The sequence below is a fragment of the Vogesella sp. XCS3 genome (genome assembly GCF_020616155.1).
Taxonomy (GTDB): domain Bacteria; phylum Pseudomonadota; class Gammaproteobacteria; order Burkholderiales; family Chromobacteriaceae; genus Vogesella.
The window spans coordinates 2,771,671-2,792,871 of the sequence record NZ_CP085530.1 but is presented as its reverse complement, the minus strand read 5'-3'; the positions used below and the strand labels follow the sequence as shown (position 1 = coordinate 2,792,871).

Sequence of the window (21,201 nt, the reverse complement as noted above, 5' to 3'; positions counted from 1 at the left end):
GCGAAGGCTGTGCCACGATCTTAGCCTAAGCCGGGTACTGGCGGGCCCCGAAAATGGCGGTGCCCACCCGCACCATGGTACTGCCTGCCGCCACTGCTGCGGCCATGTCGGACGACATACCCATGGACAGCGTATCCAGCACCAGCCCCTCTGCCGCCATCTGGGCCTGCAGCTGGCGCAGCACGGCAAAACGTGCGGCCAACGTGGCCGCGTCCGGCGTCGGCTCCGGGATGCACATCAAGCCGCGCAGCTGTAGCTGTGGCAAGGCAGCCACAGCCCGCAACAACGCCGGCGCCTCGGCCGGGGCGCAGCCACTCTTGCTATCCTCTCCCGATACATTCACCTGCACGCACACGTTCAGCGGTGGCAAGTGTGCGGGGCGCTGTGCGGACAAGCGCTCGGCGATTTTCAGCCGCTCGATGGAGTGTACCCAATGGGCGGTTTCTGCCACGATGCGGGTCTTGTTGGATTGCAAGGGGCCAATGAAGTGCCATGCAATGGCCAGGTCAGCCAGCTCGGCCGCCTTGGCTTGCAGCTCCTGCACATAGTTTTCGCCAAAGGCACGCTGCCCGGCAGCGTAAACCTCGCGCACGGCAGCGGCGGGGAAGGTTTTACTGACGGCCAGCAGCTGTACTGCGCCCGCCTCGCGGCCGGACAGGCCGGTGGCCTCGGCCAGTTGCGCCTGCACGGCGTGCAAGGCTAGAGTCAATTGGGACATGGTGCGTTTCCGACATTGCTGCCCAAGCCCGGGCCAGCGCCCGCGTGGGCAGCAGCAATAGGTGGGAGTACAATGCGCCCGACATGCTTGCGGATGCCGTACACCCCCGGAGAAATATATGGAAATATCTGATCTTCTGGCCTTTACGGTCAAGAACAAAGCCTCTGACCTGCATTTATCGGCCGGCCTGCCGCCGATGATACGCGTGCATGGCGATATCCGCCGCATCAACCTGCCACCGCTGGCGCACCACGATGTGCACGACATGGTGTACGACATCATGAACGACTACCAGCGCAAGATTTTTGAAGACACCTACGAAGCAGACTTCTCTTTCGAAGTGCCGGGCGTGGCGCGTTTCCGGGTAAACGTCTTCGTGCAGAACCGTGGTATCGGCGCGGTATTCCGCGTGATTCCCTCCCGCGTACTGACGCTGGAAGACCTGGGCGCGCCGCGCATCTTCAAGGAAATTTCCGACTACCCGCGCGGCATCGTGCTGGTGACCGGCCCCACCGGCTCGGGTAAATCCACCACGCTGGCGGCGATGATCGACTACATCAACGCCAACCACTACTCGCACATCCTGACGGTAGAAGACCCGATCGAATTCGTGCACGAGAGCAAGAAGTCGCTGGTAAACCAGCGTGAACTGGGCTCGCAGACGCGCAGCTTTTCGGCGGCGCTGCGTAGCGCACTGCGCGAAGACCCGGACGTGATCCTGATCGGTGAAATGCGCGACCTGGAAACCATCCGCCTGGCGCTGTCGGCCGCAGAAACCGGCCACCTGGTATTCGGCACCCTGCACACCAGCAGTGCGGCCAAAACCATTGACCGTATCGTGGACGTGTTCCCGGCCGGCGAAAAGGAAATGGTGCGCTCCATGCTGTCGGAAAGCCTGCGCGCGGTGATTTCGCAAAGCCTGCTGAAAACCAAGGACGAAAGCGCCCGTATTGCCGCGCACGAGATCATGATCGGTACCCCGGCCATCCGTAACCTGATCCGCGAAAACAAGATCGCGCAGATCAACTCCATGATCCAGACCGGCCAGCAGCACGGCATGCAGACGCTGGACCAGTGCCTGCAGGAGCTGGTACGCCACGGCCATGTTTCGGTGCAGGAAGCACGAAGCAAAGCCAGTAACAAGGACGCTTTCTGAGCGGGGTAGGCCATGGAAAAAGACCAGGCATCAAAATTCATTCACGACCTGCTGAAGCACGCCATCAGCAAGAACGCTTCCGATATTTTCATCAGCGCCGACTTCCCGCCGGCCATGAAGATAGACGGCAAGATTACCCCGGTAGCGCCCCAGCCACTGACTGCCCAGCACACCAAAGAGCTGGTGCGCTCGGTGATGAACGACCGCCAGACCGAAGAGTTTGAATCCACCCGCGAAGCCAACTTTGCCATCAGCCCGCCGGGTATCGGCCGCTTCCGCGTCAGCGCCTACGTGCAGCAAGGCAGTGCCGGCATGGTGCTGCGCAAGATCAACACCGAAATCCCCACCCTGGACGGCCTGGGCCTGCCGGACGTGCTGAAAGACATCGCACTGATCAAACGCGGCCTGGTGATCTTTGTGGGCGGTACCGGCTCGGGTAAATCCACCTCGCTGGCCGCCCTGGTGGACTGGCGCAACAGCACCACAGCCGACCACATCATCACCATCGAAGACCCGATCGAGTACGTCCACAACCACAAGAAGAGCATCATTACGCAGCGCGAGATCGGCGTGGATACCGAAAGCTGGGAAATAGCGCTGAAAAACACGCTGCGCCAGGCGCCGGACGTGATCCTGATGGGCGAAATCCGCGACCGCGAATCCATGATGTACGGCCTGCAGTTTGCCGAAACCGGCCACCTGTGCCTGGCCACGCTACACGCCAACAACGCCAACCAGGCGCTGGACCGCATCCTGAACTTCTTCCCGGAAGAGCGTCACCAGCAAGTGCTGATGGACTTGTCGCTGAACATGCGCGCCATCATCTCGCAGCGCCTGGTTCCGCTCAAAGGCAGCAAGGGCCGCACGGCTGCCATCGAAATCCTGCTGAACAGCCCGCTGATCTCCGACATGATCTTCAAAGGCGAAATCAGCGGCATCAAGGAAGTCATGGGCCGCTCGAAGGAGTCTGGTATGCAGACATTCGACCAGGCGCTATTCCAGCTGTTCGAAGCCGGCCTGGTGAGCTACGAAGACGCGCTGCGCAACGCCGACTCCATCAACGACCTGCGCCTGCAGATCAAGCTGTACAGCGAAAAAGCCAAGCAGCACAACCCGCTGGACGGGCTGGACCATCTGGACATCGTGTAAGGCGCGATACCCATGCAAAAAGCCGGCAAGCGCCGGCTTTTCTGTTTATCACCACCTGCGGCCAACCTTCAGCCAAGAAAATCGTCACGCCAGGTTTCGCGTACCCAGGCCAGCGCAGACAGCTGCAAGGCATTGAAACGTTCGGCATCCATATCCGGCAGGGGCGAGGCTTGCTCCTGACACTCGCCTAGCGCCACCAGTGCCAGCAGCTGGCCCAAGGGCCCGCTTCGCGCCAGTAGCGCCTGCTGAACGTCCTGGCTCAATGCCAGACCGCTCACCAGGTCCGCCATCGGCGTGGCCAGCAAGGTATCTGCCAACGACAGCACACCCGTCATGAACGCCTCGTCCGGGTCGATGCCGGCATCGTCCGCCAGCAACTCCATCATGCGCCCGCGCACTACCGCCATTTCCAGTAGCGGGCTGGGGCCCTGCGATGGGCGGCAGTCGGCGGCAAACAGGATGATCAGCGCCCAGCGCTTGAGCTTGGACGAGCCCAGGGTAATGATGGCCTCGCGTATCGAACCCACCGGCTGGCGGTAGGACTCGGCAGCGTTCACCAGCTTCAGCAAGCCCACCACCATGTCCGGTGCCGCCTTGAACACGCTTTCCAGCTCGGCGACATCGGCGTCTTTCATCACCAGGCCCAAAAGGCGCAGCAGCAGCGCTCGATGCGGGTGCGCGCGGTTATGGCTCATCACGGTAGGACGGGCAAAGAAATAGCCCTGGAACAGCCGGATACCCAGCTGCTTGCACGCTTCGTATTGTTCGAAGGTATCCACTTTTTCGGCCAGCAGTTGGCCGCGAAAGCCCTGCAGCTTCTGTAGTAGTGCGGGCAAAGCCGAAAGTGGCACTTGCTGCAGGTCGAATTTCAGGTAATCCACCAGCGGCAATAGTTTCTGCATCGCCGGCGTGATATCGCACACATCATCCAGCGCCAACTGGTAGCCCCGCGCTTTCAGCTGGAGGCAGCGCTCGTATACCGACTGCGTCAGTTCCACGCTTTCCAGGATCTCCAGAATGATGGTGTCCGGTGGCAATAAGTCCAGCACCGGGCTGAACAAGAGCTTCTCGCTGACATTCACGAACCCCGGGCAGCCTTCCAGCACCCGCGACAAGCCCAGGTCGATAAAGGCGTGGCGAATCACCGATGCGGTGGCGTTGACATCGTCCTGGAACAGGGCACGGTTTTCCGGGCCCGAGCGAAACAGCAGTTCATAGGCCACACGCTTTTGCTGGGCATCGACAATAGGCTGGCGGCCAAGATAGATCGTGGAATACATGGCAGGCATTCTGGTAATAACGGGTCGATGGTAGCCCAAGCCCAGACCGAACAAAACCATCCGGTAGCACATTTATCGTACTCCCTCGCGATATCGTTTTACCGCTTTATCTCTCTTGTGGCATTCAATAGAAAAACACTGCGTTTGCCGTTTGAAAATCACAGCATCATTGCCCGGTGGGGCGCACCAGAGCCCCCTGGGGGCGGAACGCCGCGGGGGAAGCACCGCGGCTTGCTTCAAAGATTCTATAAAAAAAGCCCCTCGCAAAGCGGGGGGCTGGGTTGGCTGACAGCGGGCAGCGTTTCATGTGAAACGTTGGCCGCACGCTGGCGGCCAAGCTTCGCTGCTTAGTGCTGCAGAATCTTGGACAGGAACTGGCGGGCGCGCTCGGAACGGGCTTCGATATTGCCGAAGAACTCTTCCTTGGCGCAGTCTTCCACGATGCTGCCACGATCCATGAAGATCACGCGGTTGGCCACTTTGCGCGCAAAGCCCATTTCGTGCGTTACACACATCATGGTCATGCCTTCCTGCGCCAGCTCTACCATCACGTCCAGTACTTCGTTCACCATTTCCGGGTCCAGCGCGGAGGTTGGCTCATCGAACAGCATGGCGATCGGGTCCATCGCCAGTGCGCGGGCGATGGCCACACGCTGCTGCTGGCCGCCGGACAGCTGGCCGGGGAACTTGTGCGCGTGCGCTTTCAGGCCGACGCGGTCCAGATAGTGCAGGCCTTTTTGCATGGCTTCGTCTTTGCTGCGGCCCAGCACGCGCTCCTGCGCGATGGTGAGGTTTTCGGTAATGGACAGGTGCGGGAACAGCTCGAAATGCTGGAACACCATGCCCACGCGGCTGCGCAGTTTGGGCAGGTCGGTTTTGGCGTCGCCAACCGAGGTGCCGTCCACAATGATCTCGCCCTTCTGGAACGGTTCCAGCGCGTTAACGGTTTTGATCAGCGTGGATTTGCCGGAGCCGGACGGGCCGCACACCACGACCACTTCGCCTTTTTTCACGTCGGTGGTGCAATCGGTGAGCACCTGGAAGTCACCGTACCATTTGCTGACGTTCTTGATGGAAATCATGCTCATACCGCAAACCTCTTTTGCAGGCGCTTCACCGACAGGGACGCGCCGAAACTGATCACAAAGTACACCGCACCGGCAAAAATCAGGAACTCATGCGGCAAACCAACGATATCGCCCTTGGAGCGGGCAGCGTTCAGGAAGTCCATCAGACCCACGGCGTACACCAGCGAGGTATCCTGGAACAGGATGATGGACTGCTGCAGCAGCAGCGGCATCATCTTGCGGAAGGCCTGCGGCAGGATGATCAGGCGCATGGCCTGGCCGTAGCTCATACCCAGCGCGTAGGCGGCGTTTTCCTGGCCCTTGGAAATGGACTGGATACCGGCGCGCACGATTTCGCAGTAGTAGGCCGCTTCGAACATCATGAAGGCCACCAGGCAAGACGTGAAAGCGCCCACCGATACGAAGGTACCGGTAATCCAGTTCAGCAGCATCGGTACCGCCAGGTAGAACCAGGTGATCACCAGCAGCAGCGGAATGGAACGGAAATAGTTCACGTAGGCTTTGGCAAAGCCGGACAGCAGCGGGTTGCTGGACAGGCGCAGCAGCGCCAGTACCGTACCCAGTGCCACGCCGCCCACTACCGACAGGGCCAGCAGCTTCAGCGTCATCAGCATGCCGTCCACCAGGCCCGGCATCGAAGGAATAATCTGGCTGAAATCCATTATTTCGCTCCTCCCATCATGCCGGGAATACGCACTTTCTTCTCTACCCAGCTCATGAACGTCATCAGGCTCATGTTCAGCACGAAGTAGATCAGGGTGGCCAGGGTAAAGGCTTCAAACATATTGGCGGTAAATTCGGCGGTCTGCTTGGTTTGCGCCAGCAGCTCCATCAGGCCGATCAGCGACGCCACCGAGGAGTTTTTGAAGATGTTCAAAAATTCGCTGGTGAGTGGCGGGATGATGATGCGGAAAGCCTGTGGCAGCAGCACATGGCGGTACATTTGCGGCAAGGTGAAACCCACCGCCAGTGCGGCAGCGCTCTGGCCCTTGGGCAAGGCCTGGATACCGGTACGCACCTGCTCGCACACGCGGGCGGCGGTAAACAGCGCCAGACACACCACCACCGAGATATAGGCGGAGGTGGCCGGGTTCAGCTCCTGCTTGAACCATACCTGGGTCGATTCGGGCAGGTAGTCGGGCACCATGAAATACCAGATAAACAGCTGTACCAGCAGCGGCACGTTACGGAACAGCTCCACGTAGGCCGTGGCCACGCCGGACAACAGCTTGTTCGGCAGGGTGCGCATCACGCCCAGCACGCTACCGATGATCAGCGCCACGATCCAGGCTACCAGCGCCACGGCAATGGTCCAGCCCAGGCCGGACACGAACCAGTCCAGATAGATCTCGCTGCCGATACCGGTGGACTTGAAAAAGACGTTCCAGTCCCAGTTGTAATTCATACACTTCTCCAAAGAAAAAGGGGCGCAAGCCGCGCCCCTTCGCAAGCGGGTGGGGGCAAGCCCCCGGCCCGGTTACGTTGGCCGCAACCCGAACAAACCCGCTTGGGCGTTCATGCAGGTATTACATTTGCTCGGCGGACTTGTCGGTCGGCTTGGCAACCAGTTCCTTGAACTCGTCGGACATCGGGAAGTTCAGGTTCAGGCCTTTTGGCGGTACCGGGCTCATGAACCACTTGCTGTAGATCTTGTTCACTTCGCCGGACTTGAAGGTGGCCTTGATGGCGTCGTCTACCACTTTCTTGAAGGCCGGGTCGTCTTTGCGCAGCATGCAACCGTAGATCTCGAAGGACTGCGGCTTGCCGGTAACTACCCAGTTGGCCGGGTTCTTGGCCTTGGCCATTTCGCCGTACAGCAGGGCGTCATCCATCATGAAAGCGATGGCACGGCCGGATTCCAGCATCAGGAACGATTCGCCGTGGTCTTTGGCGGAAATGATGTTCATGCCCATCTGCTTCTCGGCGTTCATGGCTTTGAGCAGGCGCTCGGAAGTGGTACCGGCGGTGGTCACCACGTTCTTGCCTTTCAGGTCCGGGAAGTCTTTCACGCCGGAGGTCTTGGCAGTCATCAGGCGGGTACCGATTTCAAAGATACCTACCGAGAAAGCCACCTGTTTCTGACGCTCCAGGTTGTTGGTGGTGGAACCACATTCCAGATCCACGGTACCGTTCTGTACCAGCGGGATACGGGTCTGCGACGTTACCAGGTTGTACTTCACTTGCAGGTTCGGCAGCTTCAGCTGTTTTTTCACGGCTTCTACCACTTTCAGCTGCAGGTCGTGCGAGTAGCCGATAGGGTTCGGGCCGTCAGCCAGGTAGCTGAACGGGATGGATGCATCGCGGTGGCCCAGCACGATCACGCCGGATTCCTTGATCTTGTCCAGTGTGCCTTCGGCCATGGCCGGGGCGGCAACAGCGGAAGCGATGACGGCAGTGGTCAGCAGACGGGTAGTAAAACGCATATGTTTCTCCATTTTCTCAAGTGATGTTGCTTTTATTCAGGCCGCGCCGACACCGGTGCGGCTTACTGCGATTCAGTTCATCGGTGTCAGCAGCTGGCGCAGGAACTGCTTGGCGCGATCGTGCTGAGGGTTGGTAAAGAAGTGCTCGGGGTGCGCTTCTTCGATTATCTGGCCGTGATCGACAAAGACCACGCGGTCGGCCACTTCGCGGGCAAAGCCCATCTCGTGGGTGACCACCATCATGGTCATGCCGGACTCGGCCAAATCCTTCATCACCTTCAGCACTTCGCCGATCATTTCCGGGTCCAGTGCCGAGGTAGGTTCGTCAAACAGCATCACGCGCGGTTCCATGGCCAGGCCGCGGGCAATGGCCACACGCTGTTGCTGGCCACCGGACAGCATGGCAGGGAAGGCGTCTTTCTTGTGCGCCAGGCCAACACGCTCCAGCAGCGTGACGGCCAGCTTGTCGGCGGCCGCACGGTCCATGCCCTTTACCTTCATAGGCGACAGCGTGATGTTGTCCAGTACCGACAGGTGGGGGTAGAGATTGAAATGCTGAAACACAAAGCCGACTTCGGCGCGCAGGGCATTCAGGTCGGTCTTGGGGTCGGCCACGTTTTTGCCGTCTACCCAGATTTCCCCTTCGTTAATGCTTTCCAGCTGGTTCACGGTACGAATCAGCGTGGACTTGCCCGAGCCGGACGGCCCGCACACCACCACGACTTCACCTTGCTGCACCTGCAGATTGACGCCATTGAGCACGTGCAGGTCTTTGAACCACTTGTGTACATTACTGAAACGAATCATGGTTTCTCTCTTTTCCACCAGTTGGCGTTGGCCCGGCCGCTGCGTGTCGCAGTCTTGTGCCAGGCCGGTATGTTCCGGATTGTGTCCATGCCGGGCGGCGCGCACAAGGCGCACTGCAACACGGCTTAGCCGCGACGGGCTACCAGGTTGGCCAGCGACACATACTGTGCCACGCTGACATTCTCGGCGCGCCAGCCAGCATCGATGCCTACCGACGCCAGCTCCTCGTCGCTCACCAGGCCTTTCAGGTTATTGCGCAGTGTCTTGCGACGCTGGGCAAACGCCTGGGCCACCAACTCTTCCAGCAGGGTTTCGTTATCGGCTATGCCACAACGGCCCGCATCCGGAATCATACGTACTACCGCCGAGTCTACTTTCGGTGGCGGGTAGAACGCACCCGGTGGTACCAGCAAGATCTGTTCCATATCAAAACGGTACTGCAACATGACCGTCAAACGGCCGTAATCCGGGGTGGACGGCTCGGCCACCATGCGGTCGATCACTTCTTTTTGCAGCATGAAGTGCATGTCGATCACACGGTTGCCATAGCAAGCCAGATGGAACAGCAGCGGGGTGGAAATGTTGTACGGCAGGTTGCCTACCAGCTTGAACTGGCCCTCGCACACACTGCCAAAATCAAACGCCAGCGCGTCGCCTTCGTGGATGGTCAAGCGCTTGGGCGAGATCTCGCCACGCAGGCGGCTGATGATGTCGCGGTCGATCTCCACCACATGCAGGTGGTCTAGACGCTGTAACAGCGGGCGTGTCAGCGCACCCAGGCCGGGGCCGATCTCCACCACCACATCACTGCGCTGGGCGCCAACGGCATTGACGATGTCTTCGATGACGCGCTGATCCTGCAGAAAGTTCTGCCCGAAACGCTTGCGCGGAATATGTTTGCTCATGGCACGCTCAGTTCTTCAAAAAACGAAAGCCGCCCGCACCGGCCAGGGTGTGGCAGCTTGCAAAATCGGTGTTGCCCCGCACACTACCCGCCAGGTAATCGGCACGGTAGGGCAGGCCAGCAAAACGCTATTGTATCGGTGTCGCAGCCGCGGCGGGCGTCCGGATTTCCGTACACGGCGGCTGGCGGCGTACGCCATGCCGTCCAGTAGCGCTTAGCGCCACCACTGCAGCCCCCACACCAGCAGCAGATAACGCAGCGTTTTGCCTGCGGCCAACCATAGCAGGCAAGGCCACCACGGCAGCCGCAGCCAGCCGGCAGCCAGCGGCAAGGCATCGCCCAGCAACGGTACCCAGCTTAACAACAAGGTAGCGGGGCCAAAGCGGGCAAACCAGCCGGCCGTGCGCGCCGGCAAGGCCTTGGCCGGTGCGCGCCGCCCCAGCCACAGGCTGGTGGCACTGCCTGCCGTATTGGCCACGCTGGCGACCAGCACAGCAGGCCACAGTAGCGACGGTTGCTGGTAGAGCAGGGCAGACAAGGCCAGCTCGGAATTACCCGGCAAGACCGTAGCCGACAGAAAGGCCGACGCGGCCAGGCCCGCCAGCAGGGCCAGCTCAGTCATTTATACGACAAAGCGGAAGGCTTCGCCGCTGGCCGCGCTCACGACTTGCGACAACGTGGCGCCAAACTCGGCGCCATCGCGCGCGGCCAGCCACTGGCCGTCTTCACGCAGGGCAAAGTGGAAGCCGCCACTTTTGGCAGCAATCCACATTTCACGGTTCGGTACGTGGCGGTTCACCACGATCTTGGCGCCGTCCTCAAACTCGATTTCCATTACATTGCCGTTGATCAGGCAGTCGGTATCCAGCCCGGCGTCTTCCAGCGCGTCTTCAATGCGGCGGAAAAGGCCATCGGTCAGGCCCAGAAAATCACTTTCGGTCATGGTGTCATCCTGTCTCAAGGTTGGCCGCAGGCAGCACTGCATGGGCAGTACGGCAGCGGCCTGATAGACTGCCATTTTGCCATAGCACCCGGATTCCGTATGCGTACCGCACTCCTCTTTGCCCTGCTATCCCTGTCCGTGACAGCCTGCGGCTACAAAGGCCCGCTGTATCTGCCCAAAAATACCACCGCGCCTGCCGCCAGCAGCGCCCAATGAGCACCCTGGCTATCCGTGCGGCCAACCTGGCCGACCCCGCCGATTGCCAGCTGCTGATGCAGCTGACCGACGCCTACGCCCGCGATGCCATGGGCGGTGGCGAGGGGCTAAGCGAACACGCCCGGCAACACCTGCCCGCCGCGCTGGGGCAGCACCCTGGCCTGTTTGCCCTGATTGCCGAACGTGACGGCGAAGCGGTCGGCCACGCGCTGTGTGTGCTGGGCTTTTCCAGTTTTTACGCCGCACCGGTGTGCAATCTGCACGACTTGTCGGTACTGCCCGCGGCGCGCGGCCTGGGGCTGGGCAGGGCGCTGATGCAGGCGGTAGAGGCCGCGGCGCTAGCGCGAGGCTGCGCCAAAGTCACCCTGGAAGTACGCGCCGACAACCACGTTGGCCGCAGCCTGTATCAGGGTGAAGGCTTTGCCCAGTCCGGTCTGGGTGGCACCCCCTACCTGATGATGGAAAAGCGGATTACCGGGGTGTAATCCACCTGATATTTGTCAAATACCGGCTGCTTTTGCGGCAAATCGCCGCAGCAATGCGACAATTTGCCGCACTATCAACACGTCATGCATCTGGATAATTCTCTTTTGTTTCAATACCGACACAAGAGAGAACCACCCCATGCGCACTGCACTCCTGCCTTTGGCCGCCTTGCCCTTCATGTTGACCGCTTGCCTGGGTGGCGGCGGTGGCGGCAATGCCTCTCCGGCAGCCACAACCGCTACCAGCTCGACAAGCACCAGCACTGCCACAAATACCCCTAGCAGCAGCCCCGTCAGCATCCAGTTTGCGTTGAAATCCGGCAGCAACAGCGTGAGCTGTGGCACCACCGTCAGCAGCCTGGGGACCAGTGCCGTCAGTGCCGACCTGAAAGACGCGCGCTTTTACGTTCACGACGTGAAGCTGATCACGGCCCAGGGCAATGCTGTCCCGGTAAAACTGACCCAGGACAACCAGTGGCAATACCTGAATACCGCCCTGCTGGACTTTGAAAACGCAAGCGGCACCTGCTCTGCGGGCACTGCCGCCACAAACAGTTTGATTCAAGGCACCATAGACAGCGGCAATTATGTCGGCCTGAGCTTCCAGGTAGGCGTGCCTTACACCGCCACCAACAGCAGCGGCAACAGCGTGGGCATGAACCATCTGCCGTATGCCACCGCCCCGGCCCCGCTGAATATCGCCGCCATGGCCTGGAGCTGGCAGGTTGGCCGCAAGTTCATGAAAGTCGAGCTCAACCCGGTAGGCGGCGTCGCCCGCCCCACCACGCCACCGTCTACGTCCACCACCTTTAACATCCACCTGGGCTCCACCAACTGCACGGGTGGCGACAGTCTTACCGGCCTGGGGGTGACCTGCAGCAACCCGAACCGCCTGCCGGTGAAGTTTGCCGCCTTCAACCCGTCCAGCCAGCAAGTGGTGCTGGACATCCAGCAGCTGCTGGCCGGCAGTAACCTGTCGCAAGACGCGGGCGGCGCTGTCGGCTGCATGAGTGGCACCACCGACCCGGAATGCCCGGCTATCTTTGACAAGCTCGACCTGAACCTGGCTACCAGCCCGGCAGGCCAGGCCAAAGGTGACGGCAGCAACGTGCCGGCCTTCCGTGTAGAAAGCAAATAATGCGAGCACTGCTGATCACCCTGGCCAGCAGTGCGCTGCTGGCCGGCTGCCTGGGCGGCGGTGGTGCCGGCGGCACCACCGTTGTCGACACCTCGCGCAGCACCAGCAGCTGGCAATGGAACCTGCCAGTGGACGTGCCCACCCCGGTGGTCCCGGCTGACAACCCGATGAGCGAAGCCAAGTTCCAGCTGGGCCGCCAGCTGTTCTACGACAAGCGCTTGTCTGGCAATGGCACGCAAAGCTGCGCCAGCTGCCACCACCAGAACAAAGCTTTTACCGACGGCCTGGCGGTATCGCCCGGCAGTACCGGCGAGCTGACCCATCGCAATGCCCAGCACCTGGCCAACAGCGCCTGGCACAGCACCTATACCTGGGCCAACCCCTCGCTCACTACGCTGGAGCGACAGATGGAAGTGCCGCTGTTCGGCGAAAACCCGGTAGAAATGGGCGTCAACGACAGCAATAAAGACATCGTGCTGGCGCGTATTAAGGCCGACACCGATTACCGCCAGCGCTTTGCCGATGTCTTTGGCAGTGCAGGGGATACCATCACCTTTGGCAACATCATCAAAGCCATTGCCACCTTCCAGCGTGGCCTGTTGAGCTTTGACAGCAAATACGACCGCTACCAGCAGAAAAAAGCCGTCCTCAGCGCCGAAGAGCTGCGCGGCATGCAGCTCTTCATGGGCGAAAAAGCCGAGTGTTTCCATTGCCACGGCAGCTTCAACTTCAACGACCAGACCAATCACCTGGGTAGCCCGGAAGTCAACCGTGCCTTCCACAACACCGGCCTGTACAACATCGATGGCAAGGGTGGCTTTCCCTTCCCCAACCGTGGCCTGTTCGAGTTCACCAGCCTGCCGGCCGATATGGGTGCCTTCCGCGCCTCCAGCCTGCGCAACATCGCCAACACAGCGCCCTATATGCACGACGGCAGCATTGCCACGCTGGAAGAAGTACTGGATTTCTACGCAGCAGGCGGGCGCAACATCACCAGCGGCCCGCACGCCGGTGACGGCCGCCTGAACCCGTACAAGAGCGACCTGATCGCGCGCATCAACCTGAGCGCGCAGGACAAGCAGGACATCATTGCCTTTTTGAAGACCCTCACCGATGACACACTTCTTACCAACCCGCGCTTTAGCAATCCTTTCCCTGCTGGCCAGTAGCAGCGGTAGCTGGGCGCACGACGGCGTTGTGCACGATGACGATGCCGACAGCGCCGCCCCGGCACAGCAGCTCACGCTGGACCTGGACCTGCGCCAGGGCCGCGGCAGCCACACCACGCCGGCGGCACTCACGCAGATCGACCACCCTGCCGCGGCCAGCCTGCGCGAGCTGAACGCCGACCGCAGCACCCTGGGCTGGCAAGCACGCTGGCTACCCGGCCTGCAGACGCAATGGGCCCTCAGCTACGACCGCGAGCGCGAGCAGCTAGCCAACGACCAGGCCTGGCTGCGCTGGGCTGCCATCCCCGGCACGCTTGCGCTGCAAGCAGGCCGCTTCAGCCCGGCGCAAGCCCTGGCTGCCGACGAGTGGGGGCGCAGCAGCCTGCGCGACACCCTGCTTACCGGCGGCCACGACCACTGGCACGACAGCGGCCTGGCATTGCAGCTGCAACAGCCTGGCCGCCGCCTGACCGTGTCGGCGCTGCGCGGCGAAAGCAACCCCGGTACACGCCGTAGCGGCGCACAAACCGGCCTGTGGCTGCTGGCGCTGGAACAAGATATCGGCCCGCTGCAACTAGGCCTGACCGCGGCCGATACCCCGCGCGTCACCCGGCAGAATGCGCTGGCTGGCGACGGCCACAGCCATAGCCACGGTGGTGCCAGCGGTTGCCAGACCACGCTGGCCTGCCTGAATGGCGATGGCCAGTGGCTGGAGTTGGCCGCACGCGGCCAACTATACGGCGTCACCCTGCGTGGCGCGGCGGGCAGCCGCCGCGAACAAGGCAAGCTGAGCAGCCCTACCGGCAAGGTAGACTACGATGGCCGTGCCGACTGGCTGGCACTGGAAGCCAGCGCGCCGCTGGTCGCGGGTGTAGATGGCAGTGTGCGCTACGAACGCCTGCGCCTGCAGCACACGCTCACCGGTGCCAATGCCGCCATCCTGGCCAAGGAAGCCGGCATCACCAGCAGCCAGCATCAGCCCGAAGTCCTGGGCGTGCGCCTGCGCTGGCAAGCGGCCAAAAACCAGCAGTGGTCGCTGGAATGGCAAGAAGACCAGACCGACCCGCGCTCGCGCGAGCGCTGGTTACTGCGCTGGCAACATCAGTTCAGCCTGCTGCCCTGATGTCTGCGCTGTAAAAAACAGAAAGCCGCCTTCAACAGGCGGCTTTCTGCTGATACTGCGCGGCAAACCTAGCCCGGGCTGGATAACTGCAAGCGGTTACGCCCCAGACGCTTGGCCTGATACAAAGCCAGGTCGGCCTGGCGTAAAGCGAGCTCCCACGGCTGCGGCGACTGGCACCAATGCATGCCAAAGCTGGCCGTGACCTGCAGCTGCGGGTGCACCTCGGCCCAGCTGTAATTCAGGATGGCGAGCCGCAAACGCTCGCAGCAGCGCAGTGCGCTGTCCTGCGACTGCTCCATCAGCAGCAGCACAAACTCCTCGCCGCCAAAGCGCACGGTCAGGTCGCTGCCACGGGTACTGAGCGCCATCAGCTGCGCCACTTTTTTCAGCACCTCGTCGCCAACCACATGGCCAAAACGGTCGTTAATGGATTTGAAATGATCCAGATCTACCACCACCACCGCCATGCCGTGCAGCTGCTGGCCCAGTGCGGCCAACCTAGCCGGGCCTTCCAGATCCAGGCAACGGCGGTTGCCCACACCGGTCAACGGGTCGATCAGCACCGCCTGCTCCAGCTCGCTCATGCGCGCTTCGGTCACCACTTTTTCCGCCTCCAGCTGGGCTGCACGCAAGCGTTCGCGCTCGGCATACAGGCGCTCGCGCTCGGCGGCCAACTGCACGCTGGTGATTTCCAGCTCCTTGCGGATAGCCCAGCCCTGGGTGCTGCTGCGCTGCTCGTTTTGCTCTTGCTCGCTGTGGCGTAGCGCCTCCAGCTGGGCCAAGGCCAGCTCGAACTGCCCGGTGGATTTGTACAGGCGGTACAACTCTTCCTGTGCAAAGTGGCGCATTTCGAATTCGATCATATGGCCCGGCAATGCCAGCATCTGCTGCAAGGCGGCCACGGCTTCGCTTACCAGGCCGCTACGCTGCAGCAGCGTGGCTTCTATCAGGTCTGCATTACGCTGCAAGGAGTAAAAGTCGCTGCCGGCCAGCACGTGGCGCAGCTCGGCCAGCGCCGCCCGTGCATGGTCAAACTCGCCCAGATCGACATACGCCTCGGCCAGATTGGTTTGCAGCATGGCCCACTGGTGGCGGTTGCCCTCGGTGCCCGCGCTTTGCCAGGCGTCGTGGTAATGCGCCAGCGCACGCTGCAGCAGGGCGGGCGCCTCTGCCTGCCGGCCTAGCTTCAGATGCTTGCGGGCCTCGCTGCTGTATAGCGTGCCGATATTGTTCAAGGCCGCAAACAGCAGTACGCGCTCGCCGGCCAAGCGTGCCTGCTCGCCGGCCTGGTGCAAGAGCTGCACGCCTTGCTCCAGATCGCCCAGGGCGCCGTAGGTGCACACGCCGGCGCGGTTCAAGGCGTTGATGATCTGTACCGGGTCATTACTGCTACGGGCGGCGGCCAGGGCTTCCAGTGCGTATTTGAGACCATCCTGCATCAAGCCCATTTCGTTGCAGGCAATCGCCACCACGCACAAGACTTCGGCACGCAAGGCGGCATCGGGGCCAAAATCCAGGGTGGCCGCCACTTCCAGCCCGCTACGCACCGCATCCGCAAAATGGCCCATGCGAAACTGATGCAGGGCCAGCTGCGCCATGGCCTGCTGCCACTGCGGGCGATGCTGCGGCAGCTCGCAGAGCCGTAGCGCCTCCTCGGCTGCCTGCACGCCAAGCTGGTGCTGGCCCGTGTCCTGGCTACGCCGGGAGCGGCGCAAAGCCAGGGCGATGCGCCGTTTTAGCGCCAGATTCGGGCGCGTCGGGGCCGGTTTACTCATTTCGGTGAGCATGTCTGGTTACCGCACATATTCAGAAAACGTTTTCCTTTCAGCCATTTGCACTACCTGCCAGCGGCACGCCTCACAGGCGCTAGCGCCCCGTGCGTAGCGGGTGATCATACCCAGTACGCCGCGCTTTAGTACAAAAGCAAAAAACACGCCGGTAAATAGCAAAGCACGGTGGCTCGCGTTGTTGCCGTTTTGCCACTGCACAACAGCCAAGCTGCCCCTGCTGACAGAATGCTGTCAGCAGGGTGACGGCATAGTGGCAGCAGCAAGCCGCTAACCCCGTCAGGAGACAACATCATGAGCAGCATGATTCACTGGTTTGAAATCCCCGCTACCGACTTTGACCGTGCCGTCGCGTTCTACCAGCAGGTGTTCCACGTGGAACTGAAGGTGGAGCACTTTATGGACGACCGCATTGCCGTATTTCCCGACAGCAGTGGCTGCATCATGGCCAGCCCGCGCCTGCAGCCTGCGGCTCAGGGCACACGCATTTATCTGGATGGCAGCCCGAATGTCAGCACGGTACTCAGCCGTGCAGCACAACACGGCGGCCAGGTACTATTGCCCGAGATGTCCTTGCCGGACGGCAATGGCCAGATCGGCCTGTTTGCCGACAGCGAAGGCAATATCATCGGCTTGCACACCGAACCCTGAGCACAACCGCGAGGTATCAGCCATGTCGCCCCCGATTGCCCGCACACAACAGTGGCTACTCGATATCAGCCAGCAGCAGCCACTGCAACACGCCATCTTGCAGGCGGTACGCCAGCACGTGCTGGCGCTAGCCCCCGGCATACAGGAAGAGGTCAAATACGGCGGCATCCTGTTTGCCGATAATGCGCCGTTTTGCGGGCTGTTTGCCTACCAGGCCCACGTATCGCTGGAGTTCAGCGCCGGGGCGCAGCTGGCCGACCCGCACCGGGTGCTGGAAGGCAAGGGCAAACTGCGGCGCCACATCAAACTGCACAGCGTGGAAGAGGTTGGCCGCAAACAGGTAGCGGCCTACCTGCAAGCTGCGTGGCAGCAGCAAGCCACATGAGCCGCCAGAGCGTACTCGGCGGCATCGCCCCGCGCCCGCCGCGCTACTGGGTGGGTGTAGCCTGCAAAGAGCACGTTGGCCGCGGCCTTGCTGGCGGCTTTGCCCAGCTCTGCCACGGCAAACAAGCGCCGCTGGCGCGCATGCAGCCCGGTGACGGCCTGGTGTACTACTCGCCAGTGCTGACCCTGCAGGGCCGCGAGCCTTGCCAGCAGTTCACCGCCGTGGGCTACGTGGCCGACGCTTACGCGTATCAGGTGGCCATGCACGAAGGCTTTGTGCCATGGCGGCGCGACATCCTCTGGCTACCCAGCCAGCCGGCGGCCATCCGCCCCTTGCTGCCCCAGCTTTCATTTATAGAGAACCCGGCACGCTGGGGCTACCCTTTCCGCTATGGCCACCTGGAGATCAGCGCCAGTGATTTTGCCTTGATCGCCCGGGCCATGGGCGCGACACTGCCGGATACTACAGAGACATAAGAGGCCGCCATGCCGTTTCCCGCACACGAACACGCCGCCATGCTGGCGCTCAAAGGCGTCGGCCCCACCGTCATCAGCCGGCTGGAACAGCTGGGCTATAGCTCGCTGGCACAGCTGGCCGGGGCCGATGCGCAAACACTCTGCCGACAAATAGCCGGGCTACTGCGTAGCAGCTGCTGGCAGAACAGCCCGCAAGCGCGCGCCAGCATCGCAGCCATACTGACACTGGCAGAGCAATATGCGCCGGGCTGACCGCCTGATGCAGATCCTGCTGCTGCTACGCGGGCGGCGGCGTACTACCGCCGCGCAGCTGGCGCAGTGGCTGGAGGTATCGCAGCGTACCGTGTATCGCGACATGGCAGACTTGCTTACCAGCGGTGCGCCGGTGAATGGCGAGGCAGGAGAAGGCTACTGGCTGGAGGCCGGCTTTACGCCACCACCGCTGAGCTTCAGCGCCGAAGAGTTGGCCGCACTGGAAGTAGGTGCCCGCATGCTGGCCAGCTGGGCAGACGGTGACACCGCAGGCGCCGCCGCTAGCGCGGTGGGCAAGATCCACGGCGTGCTGGGCAGCGCCGGCCTGACGCCGGCACCGCTATTTGTCCCGCCCGGCGGCCACTACCCGCTGCACACCTTGCCCGTGCTGCGCGCCGCCTGCGAACAACAGCACTGCCTGCTGCTGCACTACCGCGACGAAGCCGGTAACGCCACGCAGCGCGAGGTGGCACCGCTGGGGCTGTTCTTCTGGGGCGACCGCTGGACGCTGGCGGCCTGGTGCCTGCTGCGCCGCGACTACCGCCACTTTCGCATCGACCGCATCCTGAGCCTGGCAAGCAGCGCGCAAAGCTGGCCGGATACCATCTCGCTGGACACCTTCCTGCAACAAAGTGACGCCGGCGACAGCGCGCGCGAACGGCTGTACCGCCAAACCCACCAACCCTGGCACCGCCGCAATACGGGCTAATGGCCAAGCCGCAGCGGCGAACGCCCAAGCGGTGTGCGCTGCGCAACGGAGACTTTTCATGGAAGCAAGACTGAGCTTTGTCACCCTGGGCGTGGCCGACCTGGCCCGCGCTACCGCCTTTTATCGCGACGTGCTGCAGCTGCCGCAGGTGCCGATGCCGGACGGCGCCGGTGTGGCGTTTTTCGAGCTGGGCAAAACCTGGTTATCGCTGTACCCGCGCGCGGCGCTGGCCGAGGATGCCACCGTGGCAGACAGCCCGCCAGCGGCGTTTCCGGGCTTTACGCTAGCGCACAATGTGCGTGAAAAGCACCAAGTAGACGAGGTACTGGCCGGCCTGGCCGCACGCGGCGCCAGCATCGTAAAACCGGCGCAGGATGTGTTCTGGGGCGGGCGTAGCGGCTATTTTCGCGACCCGGACGGTTTTTTATGGGAAGTGGCGTGGAACCCGGGCTTTCCGCACGCCTGACAGCCAGGCGGTATCCACCCCGTTGCCGCAGCGCCACCGGCGCAGGGCTAGTCCGGCTCGGGGCTAGTCCTGCGCCGAGCCGGCACCCTGCACACTGGCCAGGCACACCTGGCGGCGGCCACCATCCTTGGCACGGTACAGTGCCTGGTCGGCTGCACCCAGCAAGGCACGCAAACGCTGCTTGCCACCCGAGCTACCATCGGCATACAACTCGGCCACGCCGGCGCTCAGCGTCACCTGATGGCCGGGTAGCAGGCTGAATGCGCTTGAGGCCAACTGTTGCAGCAACTGCTCTGCCAGTAATGCAGCCTCTGCCGCACGGGTATCGGGCATCAGCAGCACAAACTCTTCGCCGCCAAAACGGCAGTACAGGTCCTGCGGCCGCGCCAGCGCCGCCAACAGCTCGCCGATGCCGCGCAATACCTGATCCCCCGCCAGGTGGCCAAAGGTGTCATTGACCCGCTTGAAGTGGTCGGCATCCACCAGCACCAGGCTGCTCCAGCGCGCGTCCACACCCAGCAAGGCGTCGGCACGAGGCCAGAAGTGGTGGCGGTTGGGCAGGCCGGTGAGCATATCGGTATTAGCCTGCTGCTCGGCCGCCTGCAGCCGCGCGCTACGCCGCTCTACCTCCCGCGCCAGGTTATTGCTGGTTTCACGGTAATACTCGCGTTCGCGCTCGGCCTGATGCAGGCGGAACATCAGCTCCACGTGCTTCATGCGTGCCTCGAACTGCTGGGTAAACACACGCTCGCGGCCCTGATGAAAGCGCTGGAAGTGCTCGAACGCCAGCTGGTAATCGCCCAGCGCCTGGTAACACATGGCGGCTTCGTAATCGCACTCGTGCAAGGCACTGCGCATGTCGTGCAGCGACAGCAAGGCCAGCGCCTGCATCAGCTTGCCCAGCGCCGCCTCGCAGCGGCCGTGCTGGCGGTACAAGGCACCGGCACGGTATAGCGCGTCGGCCTCCTGGCGCAGACGGCCGTGTTCGCGCGCCAGCGCCTGTACCTTGTCAAGCAGCCGCAATGCCTCGGGCAGGTTGCCCAGGCCTGCCTCGCTGCTGGCGTAGCTCAGGTACAGCTCGCACAGGGATTCATAGCCCTTGGTATCGGTGGCGCTGAACAGGAACAGCGCCTCGCCCAGCAGCTGACGCGCTTCGGCAAATTTGCCCTGTTGCATATACGCCCGCGCCAGGCTGTCCAGCGCCATGGCCAGCGTGTGGTTGTGGCCATTCTGCCGCGCCAGCGCCACGCAACGCTCGATAAAGGGCGCGGCCTTGTCCGCCATCTTGATCTGCACATAGGCGTAACCCAGGTTGTTCAATAACCTGGCATACCACTCGCTGGACTGTGACTGCTCGATGTGCGGCAAAGCCTGCAGGTAGAGCGTGAGCGCGTCGGTAAACAAGCCCTCGTGCACGTAGACGTTGCCAATCAGGGCATCTTGTACTGCTACGCTGAAGTGGTCACCCAGCTGGCCAAACAGCTGGCGCGCCGCCAGCGCATCCTCCAGCGCCTGCCCCAGCAAACCGCGCGCACTATAAATGCGGCCACGTATCTGCAAGGCCTGCGCCAACAGCTGCACCTGCCCCTCGGCACGTGCTACCGCCAGCTCGGCGTATTGCTGCGCTTGCAACAAATCGTTCAGACGCAGCGCGTTAGCCCGCTGGATCAAGTCTTCAGTTGATAGCAAAGGGTCAATCATCGGGCAGGGTATCGTGCAGACAGGCTTATCGAAGTACGACAGTCTACCCTCCGGCTTCGGGCAGACATAGTGAGAGTGCCCATTCAGGGTAAACAGGCGGTGGCGGGGCTGATTTATTTCGTGACACAGGCCGTCACAAAATCATACAAGACACTGAAAACACACAAATGTCACA

Annotated in this window: 26 protein-coding genes; 13 read left to right on the top strand and 13 right to left on the bottom strand. The window is 62.0% G+C overall.

Annotation, left to right across the window (positions count from 1 at the left end; translation table 11 throughout):
* Positions 1–25: 25 nt before the first annotated feature.
* Positions 26–718: a YggS family pyridoxal phosphate-dependent enzyme gene (locus LCH97_RS13370; protein WP_227302124.1), complete on the bottom strand. Its 693-nt coding sequence runs from the start codon at positions 716–718 to the stop codon at positions 26–28.
* Between the two features lie 118 nt (positions 719–836).
* Between LCH97_RS13370 and LCH97_RS13365 the strand changes: the two genes are divergently transcribed.
* Complete coding sequence (locus LCH97_RS13365; RefSeq protein WP_017507798.1) at positions 837–1,874, top strand: type IV pilus twitching motility protein PilT; 1,038 nt, start codon at positions 837–839, stop codon at positions 1,872–1,874.
* A gap of 12 nt (positions 1,875–1,886) precedes the next feature.
* Positions 1,887–3,023, top strand: coding sequence for a PilT/PilU family type 4a pilus ATPase (locus LCH97_RS13360; RefSeq protein WP_017507797.1), 1,137 nt, complete (start codon positions 1,887–1,889; stop codon positions 3,021–3,023).
* A 68-nt stretch (positions 3,024–3,091) separates the two neighbouring features.
* Here LCH97_RS13360 and LCH97_RS13355 read toward each other — a convergent pair whose 3' ends face one another.
* The 9 genes from LCH97_RS13355 to cyaY form a co-directional block, all read right to left on the bottom strand.
* On the bottom strand, positions 3,092–4,303 hold the full coding sequence (locus LCH97_RS13355) for an EAL and HDOD domain-containing protein (RefSeq protein ID WP_227302123.1): 1,212 nt from the start codon (positions 4,301–4,303) through the stop codon (positions 3,092–3,094).
* A gap of 347 nt (positions 4,304–4,650) precedes the next feature.
* Complete coding sequence (locus tag LCH97_RS13350) at positions 4,651–5,385, bottom strand: amino acid ABC transporter ATP-binding protein (protein ID WP_026107760.1); 735 nt, start codon at positions 5,383–5,385, stop codon at positions 4,651–4,653.
* Positions 5,386–5,387: 2 nt separating this feature from the next.
* Positions 5,388–6,053 (bottom strand): amino acid ABC transporter permease, encoded by a 666-nt coding sequence (locus tag LCH97_RS13345; protein ID WP_370630698.1) that lies wholly within the window; start codon positions 6,051–6,053, stop codon positions 5,388–5,390.
* The gene (locus LCH97_RS13340; RefSeq protein WP_017507793.1) at positions 6,053–6,796 is read right to left on the bottom strand and encodes an amino acid ABC transporter permease; all 744 of its coding nucleotides are present in this window, start codon (positions 6,794–6,796) and stop codon (positions 6,053–6,055) included. The genes LCH97_RS13345 and LCH97_RS13340 overlap by 1 nt, the downstream gene beginning before the upstream one ends.
* Positions 6,797–6,917: 121 nt before the next feature.
* Positions 6,918–7,814, bottom strand: coding sequence for a glutamate/aspartate ABC transporter substrate-binding protein (locus LCH97_RS13335; protein ID WP_227302122.1), 897 nt, complete (start codon positions 7,812–7,814; stop codon positions 6,918–6,920).
* Between the two features lie 72 nt (positions 7,815–7,886).
* Complete coding sequence (locus tag LCH97_RS13330) at positions 7,887–8,621, bottom strand: amino acid ABC transporter ATP-binding protein (protein ID WP_227302121.1); 735 nt, start codon at positions 8,619–8,621, stop codon at positions 7,887–7,889.
* Positions 8,622–8,746: 125 nt separating this feature from the next.
* Positions 8,747–9,526 (bottom strand): 16S rRNA (adenine(1518)-N(6)/adenine(1519)-N(6))-dimethyltransferase RsmA, encoded by a 780-nt coding sequence (rsmA, locus tag LCH97_RS13325; RefSeq protein ID WP_147693175.1) that lies wholly within the window; start codon positions 9,524–9,526, stop codon positions 8,747–8,749.
* A 213-nt stretch (positions 9,527–9,739) separates the two neighbouring features.
* On the bottom strand, positions 9,740–10,147 hold the full coding sequence (locus tag LCH97_RS13320) for a YqaA family protein (protein ID WP_227302120.1): 408 nt from the start codon (positions 10,145–10,147) through the stop codon (positions 9,740–9,742).
* The gene (cyaY, locus tag LCH97_RS13315) at positions 10,148–10,468 is read right to left on the bottom strand and encodes an iron donor protein CyaY (RefSeq protein ID WP_227302119.1); all 321 of its coding nucleotides are present in this window, start codon (positions 10,466–10,468) and stop codon (positions 10,148–10,150) included. It lies immediately after the preceding gene.
* A 99-nt stretch (positions 10,469–10,567) separates the two neighbouring features.
* Between cyaY and LCH97_RS13310 the strand changes: the two genes are divergently transcribed.
* The gene (locus LCH97_RS13310; RefSeq protein ID WP_227302118.1) at positions 10,568–10,684 is read left to right on the top strand and encodes a lipoprotein; all 117 of its coding nucleotides are present in this window, start codon (positions 10,568–10,570) and stop codon (positions 10,682–10,684) included.
* Entirely contained in the window at positions 10,681–11,169 is a 489-nt protein-coding gene (locus LCH97_RS13305) for a GNAT family N-acetyltransferase (RefSeq protein ID WP_227302117.1), read from the top strand. The genes LCH97_RS13310 and LCH97_RS13305 overlap by 4 nt, the downstream gene beginning before the upstream one ends.
* A 15-nt stretch (positions 11,170–11,184) precedes the next feature.
* On the opposite strand, the gene LCH97_RS13300 is transcribed toward LCH97_RS13305, so the two are convergent.
* The gene (locus tag LCH97_RS13300) at positions 11,185–11,514 is read right to left on the bottom strand and encodes a hypothetical protein (RefSeq protein ID WP_227302116.1); all 330 of its coding nucleotides are present in this window, start codon (positions 11,512–11,514) and stop codon (positions 11,185–11,187) included.
* Here LCH97_RS13300 and LCH97_RS13295 point away from each other — a divergent pair.
* From LCH97_RS13295 to LCH97_RS13285, 3 genes are read left to right on the top strand one after another with little or no spacing between them, the layout of a single operon-like run.
* On the top strand, positions 11,501–12,307 hold the full coding sequence (locus tag LCH97_RS13295) for an MbnP family copper-binding protein (RefSeq protein WP_227302115.1): 807 nt from the start codon (positions 11,501–11,503) through the stop codon (positions 12,305–12,307). The two genes, LCH97_RS13300 and LCH97_RS13295, sit on opposite strands and share 14 nt — an antisense overlap.
* A complete protein-coding gene (locus LCH97_RS13290) occupies positions 12,307–13,476 on the top strand; it encodes a methanobactin export MATE transporter MbnM (protein ID WP_227302114.1) in 1,170 nt (389 codons plus the stop codon). The genes LCH97_RS13295 and LCH97_RS13290 overlap by 1 nt, the downstream gene beginning before the upstream one ends.
* The gene (locus LCH97_RS13285; RefSeq protein WP_227302113.1) at positions 13,421–14,599 is read left to right on the top strand and encodes a hypothetical protein; all 1,179 of its coding nucleotides are present in this window, start codon (positions 13,421–13,423) and stop codon (positions 14,597–14,599) included. The genes LCH97_RS13290 and LCH97_RS13285 overlap by 56 nt, the downstream gene beginning before the upstream one ends.
* A 68-nt stretch (positions 14,600–14,667) precedes the next feature.
* Here LCH97_RS13285 and LCH97_RS13280 read toward each other — a convergent pair whose 3' ends face one another.
* Complete coding sequence (locus LCH97_RS13280) at positions 14,668–16,386, bottom strand: GGDEF domain-containing protein (protein ID WP_227302112.1); 1,719 nt, start codon at positions 16,384–16,386, stop codon at positions 14,668–14,670.
* A gap of 294 nt (positions 16,387–16,680) precedes the next feature.
* Here LCH97_RS13280 and LCH97_RS13275 point away from each other — a divergent pair, with 294 nt between their 5' ends.
* From LCH97_RS13275 to LCH97_RS13250, 6 genes are read left to right on the top strand one after another with little or no spacing between them, the layout of a single operon-like run.
* Positions 16,681–17,037, top strand: a complete 357-nt coding sequence (locus LCH97_RS13275; RefSeq protein ID WP_227302111.1) for a VOC family protein — start codon at positions 16,681–16,683, stop codon at positions 17,035–17,037.
* A 22-nt stretch (positions 17,038–17,059) separates the two neighbouring features.
* Positions 17,060–17,422 (top strand): DUF1801 domain-containing protein, encoded by a 363-nt coding sequence (locus tag LCH97_RS13270; RefSeq protein WP_227302110.1) that lies wholly within the window; start codon positions 17,060–17,062, stop codon positions 17,420–17,422.
* Positions 17,419–17,898: an EVE domain-containing protein gene (locus tag LCH97_RS13265; protein WP_227302109.1), complete on the top strand. Its 480-nt coding sequence runs from the start codon at positions 17,419–17,421 to the stop codon at positions 17,896–17,898. Before LCH97_RS13270 ends, LCH97_RS13265 begins: the two co-directional genes overlap by 4 nt.
* Positions 17,899–17,907: 9 nt before the next feature.
* Positions 17,908–18,150 carry a recombinase RecA gene (locus tag LCH97_RS13260; RefSeq protein ID WP_227302108.1) on the top strand — a complete coding sequence of 81 codons (243 nt, stop codon included), beginning with the start codon at positions 17,908–17,910 and terminating at the stop codon, positions 18,148–18,150.
* The gene (locus LCH97_RS13255; RefSeq protein WP_227302107.1) at positions 18,137–18,859 is read left to right on the top strand and encodes a YafY family protein; all 723 of its coding nucleotides are present in this window, start codon (positions 18,137–18,139) and stop codon (positions 18,857–18,859) included. The genes LCH97_RS13260 and LCH97_RS13255 overlap by 14 nt, the downstream gene beginning before the upstream one ends.
* Positions 18,860–18,917: 58 nt before the next feature.
* Positions 18,918–19,325, top strand: a complete 408-nt coding sequence (locus LCH97_RS13250; protein WP_227302106.1) for a VOC family protein — start codon at positions 18,918–18,920, stop codon at positions 19,323–19,325.
* Positions 19,326–19,388: 63 nt separating this feature from the next.
* On the opposite strand, the gene LCH97_RS13245 is transcribed toward LCH97_RS13250, so the two are convergent.
* Entirely contained in the window at positions 19,389–21,026 is a 1,638-nt protein-coding gene (locus tag LCH97_RS13245) for a diguanylate cyclase (RefSeq protein WP_227302105.1), read from the bottom strand.
* Between the last annotated feature and the right edge of the window lie 175 nt (positions 21,027–21,201).

Excerpts from the sequence above, each read along its gene's own strand:
- rsmA (WP_147693175.1), bottom strand. The coding sequence starts at position 9,526 with ATGAGCAAACATATTCCGCGCAAGCGTTTCGGGCAGAACTTTCTGCAG.
- LCH97_RS13260 (WP_227302108.1), top strand. The coding sequence starts at position 17,908 with ATGCCGTTTCCCGCACACGAACACGCCGCCATGCTGGCGCTCAAAGGC.
- LCH97_RS13370 (WP_227302124.1), bottom strand. The coding sequence starts at position 718 with ATGTCCCAATTGACTCTAGCCTTGCACGCCGTGCAGGCGCAACTGGCC.
- LCH97_RS13360 (WP_017507797.1), top strand. The coding sequence starts at position 1,887 with ATGGAAAAAGACCAGGCATCAAAATTCATTCACGACCTGCTGAAGCAC.
- LCH97_RS13265 (WP_227302109.1), top strand. The coding sequence starts at position 17,419 with ATGAGCCGCCAGAGCGTACTCGGCGGCATCGCCCCGCGCCCGCCGCGC.
- LCH97_RS13250 (WP_227302106.1), top strand. The coding sequence starts at position 18,918 with ATGGAAGCAAGACTGAGCTTTGTCACCCTGGGCGTGGCCGACCTGGCC.
- LCH97_RS13335 (WP_227302122.1), bottom strand. The coding sequence starts at position 7,814 with ATGCGTTTTACTACCCGTCTGCTGACCACTGCCGTCATCGCTTCCGCT.
- LCH97_RS13255 (WP_227302107.1), top strand. The coding sequence starts at position 18,137 with ATGCGCCGGGCTGACCGCCTGATGCAGATCCTGCTGCTGCTACGCGGG.
- LCH97_RS13310 (WP_227302118.1), top strand. The coding sequence starts at position 10,568 with ATGCGTACCGCACTCCTCTTTGCCCTGCTATCCCTGTCCGTGACAGCC.
- LCH97_RS13245 (WP_227302105.1), bottom strand. The coding sequence starts at position 21,026 with ATGATTGACCCTTTGCTATCAACTGAAGACTTGATCCAGCGGGCTAAC.
- LCH97_RS13270 (WP_227302110.1), top strand. The coding sequence starts at position 17,060 with ATGTCGCCCCCGATTGCCCGCACACAACAGTGGCTACTCGATATCAGC.
- LCH97_RS13355 (WP_227302123.1), bottom strand. The coding sequence starts at position 4,303 with ATGTATTCCACGATCTATCTTGGCCGCCAGCCTATTGTCGATGCCCAG.
- LCH97_RS13320 (WP_227302120.1), bottom strand. The coding sequence starts at position 10,147 with ATGACTGAGCTGGCCCTGCTGGCGGGCCTGGCCGCGTCGGCCTTTCTG.
- LCH97_RS13275 (WP_227302111.1), top strand. The coding sequence starts at position 16,681 with ATGAGCAGCATGATTCACTGGTTTGAAATCCCCGCTACCGACTTTGAC.
- LCH97_RS13305 (WP_227302117.1), top strand. The coding sequence starts at position 10,681 with ATGAGCACCCTGGCTATCCGTGCGGCCAACCTGGCCGACCCCGCCGAT.
- LCH97_RS13365 (WP_017507798.1), top strand. The coding sequence starts at position 837 with ATGGAAATATCTGATCTTCTGGCCTTTACGGTCAAGAACAAAGCCTCT.
- LCH97_RS13285 (WP_227302113.1), top strand. The coding sequence starts at position 13,421 with ATGACACACTTCTTACCAACCCGCGCTTTAGCAATCCTTTCCCTGCTG.
- LCH97_RS13345 (WP_370630698.1), bottom strand. The coding sequence starts at position 6,053 with ATGGATTTCAGCCAGATTATTCCTTCGATGCCGGGCCTGGTGGACGGC.
- LCH97_RS13340 (WP_017507793.1), bottom strand. The coding sequence starts at position 6,796 with ATGAATTACAACTGGGACTGGAACGTCTTTTTCAAGTCCACCGGTATC.
- LCH97_RS13350 (WP_026107760.1), bottom strand. The coding sequence starts at position 5,385 with ATGATTTCCATCAAGAACGTCAGCAAATGGTACGGTGACTTCCAGGTG.
- LCH97_RS13290 (WP_227302114.1), top strand. The coding sequence starts at position 12,307 with ATGCGAGCACTGCTGATCACCCTGGCCAGCAGTGCGCTGCTGGCCGGC.
- cyaY (WP_227302119.1), bottom strand. The coding sequence starts at position 10,468 with ATGACCGAAAGTGATTTTCTGGGCCTGACCGATGGCCTTTTCCGCCGC.
- LCH97_RS13280 (WP_227302112.1), bottom strand. The coding sequence starts at position 16,386 with ATGCTCACCGAAATGAGTAAACCGGCCCCGACGCGCCCGAATCTGGCG.
- LCH97_RS13330 (WP_227302121.1), bottom strand. The coding sequence starts at position 8,621 with ATGATTCGTTTCAGTAATGTACACAAGTGGTTCAAAGACCTGCACGTG.